Consider the following 4,679-nt stretch of genomic DNA (forward strand, 5'->3'; position numbering starts at 1 on the left):
CCTAGTGATTGGTTGATGTCTACTGCTAGGATTCCTATTTCTAGGATGTTTATAGTATAAGGCCTTTAGCTTAACTAACTCTTAAACTTTTCTTTAGCTTTTCTTAATTTAAAGTTATAGAAGTTTCTTGTTTTATAGGTTCAGTATAGCGTAAAAAAGAGAAAACCAGCAAAACTTTCCATTTTAGGGAAATATCATCTGATAATATTAATATAGTTATATTTTCTTGAACAATAATATAAATAGTGATAAAATGCTTTTGCATAGGTATATTTTTAGAGGTGAAATTATGACATTATTGGCAACCCGTTTAAGAGGTAGGCGGCTGGAATTAAAATTATCACAAGCAGAACTTGCTGATGGAATCTGTGAACAAGGACAAATCAGTCGTATTGAAAAAGGAAAATATAATCCTGGTTCAGATCTGCTATATAAATTATCACTTAAACTTAATGTTTCAATGAACTATTTCTTTGATGAAAGTATTTCTAAAGAAAGTAGCACGCTTAATAATTTTAAGGTTTTATCAAATAAGCTATTAACAGAAAGAGAATATGAATCGTTAAAGTACTTATACGAATTAGAAGTAGAAAAAAAGAAAAAGCTCACACTATCAGATCAGCTTTATCTGACATGGATTGAATCAATTATCCTATTTCACTGTGATGATAAAAAAGAAGAAGCAATCAAAAAATTGGAAGCATCAGTTATCAAGATGACTAAAAAGGATAGAGATTATTTTAAGTATTTTAATAGTTTGATGAATTTTTATTCTCTGACAAAAAACAAAGAAATTAGCGAAGAAATGTATCTTACAGTTATCACTCGATTAAGTGACTCGAAAATAACATATATTGAAGATTTAGAGTTATTGATTAAAGTACGGTATAACTACTGTCGATATTTATGGATGGAAAATAAGATAGATAATGCCATTTCCGAAATTTTAGAAACAATAGATATCTGTAAGAAGTACAACCATAATTATCTCTTACCAGATTTGTACTGCCTGTTGGGTAATATAAGTGAAGGGTTTTCTGAAAAATCAGAGATAAAAAAATATTTTTCTATATCTCAATTTTTATATACTCTAGCAGGCAATGAGAAAATGTCTCTTACCTTGGAGAATTATATAAAAAATAATATTGATACTCCTTTAAAATCAGAATGATACATCGTCAGTTTCGCTTTACCGTACTCTAGTACAGCCTTCGTCTCACTTCCTCGTCTGATCTTGATTTTATTTGAGTATGATTAATCATACTGTAACCATAGAGTTATAAGTATTAATGTTGAACATGTAATATAAACCTCGTTATATGACGAGGTTTTTCTAATAGCCAAATCCAGATTAAATAAAATAACTAAAATATATAAAAAAAGAAAAAAAGCCAATAAACATAAAATCGTTTGACGCATATTTATAAGAGTGATAAAATGATATCAAAAAGAAAGGGGTTACAAAAAAGATGGTTGTAAAATGAAAAAAATTGTAAAAGCTAGTTTAATTATTTTAGGATTATCGATTGTCACAGGAGGTTTGGGAAATACTGCATTAAAGTCTTCAGGTATAGATCCAGGTGTAGTTCATATTAAAAATAAATAGTAAGGAGGTTAGTCTATGAAAAAAATCAAGTATATATTTTTTTTAGCTATTGGAATTATTTTGTATTCTTTGAGTAACCCAATATACTTACAATATGAGGTAAACCATCAATTTTCTGATTATAAAATGTATAAAATTGAAAATTTTAAAGGAAGTGTGGTTGAAGAAAGTTATAATATTTTGAAAGAACACCCCAATGTGTTCTATGTAAATAGACCAGAAAATTTAAATAAGGTTGATCTGTATCAGATTAATTATTGGTTTGTTGATTCTCCGAATAGAACAGTTACTCTAGGAAAAGATCTCTTAATAGAAAATCACTCAGCAAACAGAGAAAGCTTTATTCTTTCAAACGGGTATGTTTTTTTAAAGAATAGTGATAGTATTTAGGATTCACTTCTTTCAGCAGGAATTGTAGCTAATGAGGTTGATAATTTTTACTATAATCAACTATCTAGATTTATCATCTCAAATAGTTTCATACTTTTAATTCTATTTTTCTTTATTGTGCTGTTTAGTATTGCTATAGCTACTACTTACATTAAAGAGTTTGGTTTACGAATATTAAATGGCCAAGACTATTCTGCAATAATTCAAAAATTCTCATTAGACTACTTAAGGAGTTTAGCTATTGTTCAGCTTGCTATTTTTACAATATATACTTTTTATAAAGTAGTCTATTTAAAACATCAAATCACTTTAAATTTTGCTCTTTTTTATTTTATCTTGAGTATTTTAGAGTCACTTGTTTTATACTTTATCATCCGTATAAGTTTTACCTTTTTAAAATCGCTTGATGTAAAAAGTATCTTAAAAAATCGTTTATTTTCCAACGAACTCCTTTATTTATTTGTTTCAGGACAAACATTATTATTAATATTATTTCCTTTCATCATTTTATCCACCCATAACTCTTATACTGAAATGTCTCAAGCGATAAAAAAAGTAGACAATATTGCCTATTTATCCAAATACCAGACATATTATGGTACAAATGCCGCCCTGTATGACAGTCTTGAGATGGAGCAATTAATTGAATATGAAGAACGATTTCATTCCTTATATGAGGAGCTGAATAAAAATGATAGCGTCTTCTATTTTTCTCCAGACTATTTAAATTATGTAGACAGTGGAAATAATCAAAAAGCAAGCTTTAATGTTATATACATGAATTCTTCTTATTATAAATATAAAGCAAAATTTAATACTAAATTACCCCAACTAGACGCCAATTCAGGGAAAATAGTTGCGTTGTTTCCTTTTCAATATCAGAATGAGATAAGTACTGTGTTATCTGATTTAGGTTTTGAGGATAGTGATATTGAAGCGAAGCTTATTGATGATGGGGTTGAACTTATGTTCTCTGACTATAATTTAAGTTCCCCTACACAGAACTATGTAGAAGTTGCTAGAGATAAAATCATTATCATTGGTGAACCAACAAGTAAAAAAAGTACTAGCAATAACCAATTTAATATGATGAATTATTTTACAAATGGTCAAATTTTTGCTGAGGTAAGTCTTCCAAATATGATGGAGAAGACCCAAGAATATGGTTTATCAGATCTTGTCACCCCATCTAGCAAACTCTCCTTATTTCAAGAGGATATAGAAAGAATCAGGTACTATTATATTTTGTCTATAACTTCATTTGTACTATCTCTTATAGGGGGTATTCTGATAACTATTTTAGCAACACATATTATATTGTCAGTTAAAAAGATGAAAATTATAGTGCACTTTTTACAAGGAAGATTAGGCTTATCTACCTTGACCTTACCACTGTGTTGTTATTCTATAGCAACACTTGTGGGAACACTAATTGTGGCTAACTATACTGATAATTTATTACCGATTAGTGTTAGTATATTTATTTTACTATGTATAGGCCTTTATATAGTGATGAGTTACTATATTTTCTTGAACAAACAGATTCAAAATATTTTGAAGGGGGAATAAAATGTCTGTAGCAATTGAATTAAGAAATGTAACAAAGTCTTTTAAAAATAAGAAAATATTAAACGAATTTAATTTAGTCATAAATAAAGGTGAAATGGTGGCTCTAGTTGGTCCAAGTGGTTGTGGTAAGAGCACTCTTTTAAATATAATCGGTGCCCTAGAATTTGACTATGAAGGCAGTGTCTATATAGAAAATAAAAAAATTTCCAAAAATCTATTACAGACGATGTCAATCAGAAAGCATTCACTTTCTTACCTTTTTCAAAATTTTGCCCTACTTGAAAATGAGACTGTGGGTAAAAATCTAAAAATTGTAAGTAGGGATAGTGTTGATATAAAATTTGCTCTCTCTCAAGTTGGCTTGGAAGGCTATTGGAAAGAAAAAATTTATACTTTAAGTGGTGGGGAACAGCAACGAGTTGCAATGGCAAGACTGTTATTAAAGAAAAGCAATATTATTCTAGCAGACGAGCCTACAGGCTCATTAGATAAGCAAAATGCCCAAAAAATTTTTGATATTTTATTAGAACTGAAGAAAAAAGGAAAAACAATTGTAGTTGTCACACATGATCTTACATTCTTATCATATTTTGATAAAGTCATTAATATAAACGAACAAGTTGAATTCCTGCGCTAAAACCCTGATAAATAAGGGCTGTTGGTTTATTCATTGCTTAAGTTGACAAAGGATATGCTCTTTTTGAGTCATTTGATTTAAAACCTCAGTAAAAAGAGAAAGCAAATATCGTAGTGTTTCCTCAAATGGTAAATCTTGTACTCTTGTGACATCAGAAAAAAGAGGTCGTCGTAAGTATGGGCATCAACTACTCCATAATAATAGCGATACTCTCGCATATATAGCTATGGACTTGTGGGCGTTCTCCTTTTGGTGCCCATGCCTTGAAATCTAAAATAGATAGCTTGAATACGTTTATGATAAGATGCTGGGCTTTTAACTTTCTGTACTTCTAAGTGTTAGAAATTTAGAAAAGAAAGAACGCCGATTTCTCGACGTTCTTTCAGGAGATTTATGAAAAAGAAAAGTTTTTACGATAGTCGTTGCGACTTTAGTCGCTTACGAATATCTATGCAAAGACATCCCAAGAGCTAGTCC

5 protein-coding genes are annotated in these 4,679 nt (G+C 29.6%); all 5 read left to right on the forward strand.

Annotated elements, in window-relative coordinates:
- Positions 1-289 precede the first annotated feature (289 nt).
- The 5 genes from F601_RS0100065 to F601_RS0100085 all read left to right on the forward strand — a co-directional run bounded on the left by F601_RS0100065 (position 290) and on the right by F601_RS0100085 (position 4,202).
- A complete protein-coding gene (locus F601_RS0100065; RefSeq protein WP_018163653.1) occupies positions 290-1,171 on the forward strand; it encodes a helix-turn-helix domain-containing protein in 882 nt (293 codons plus the stop codon).
- Positions 1,172-1,480: 309 nt separating this feature from the next.
- Positions 1,481-1,606, forward strand: coding sequence for a hypothetical protein (locus F601_RS13585; protein WP_018163654.1), 126 nt, complete (start codon positions 1,481-1,483; stop codon positions 1,604-1,606).
- Positions 1,607-1,621: 15 nt separating this feature from the next.
- Positions 1,622-1,996 carry a hypothetical protein gene (locus F601_RS0100075; RefSeq protein ID WP_018163655.1) on the forward strand — a complete coding sequence of 125 codons (375 nt, stop codon included), beginning with the start codon at positions 1,622-1,624 and terminating at the stop codon, positions 1,994-1,996.
- 117 nt (positions 1,997-2,113) lie between these two features.
- Positions 2,114-3,565 carry a hypothetical protein gene (locus tag F601_RS0100080; RefSeq protein ID WP_018163656.1) on the forward strand — a complete coding sequence of 484 codons (1,452 nt, stop codon included), beginning with the start codon at positions 2,114-2,116 and terminating at the stop codon, positions 3,563-3,565.
- Position 3,566: 1 nt separating this feature from the next.
- Positions 3,567-4,202, forward strand: a complete 636-nt coding sequence (locus F601_RS0100085; protein WP_018163657.1) for an ATP-binding cassette domain-containing protein — start codon at positions 3,567-3,569, stop codon at positions 4,200-4,202.
- The last annotated feature ends 477 nt before the right edge of the window (positions 4,203-4,679 follow it).

This window comes from Streptococcus henryi DSM 19005, from assembly GCF_000376985.1.
In the GTDB taxonomy this organism is placed as follows: domain Bacteria; phylum Bacillota; class Bacilli; order Lactobacillales; family Streptococcaceae; genus Streptococcus; species Streptococcus henryi.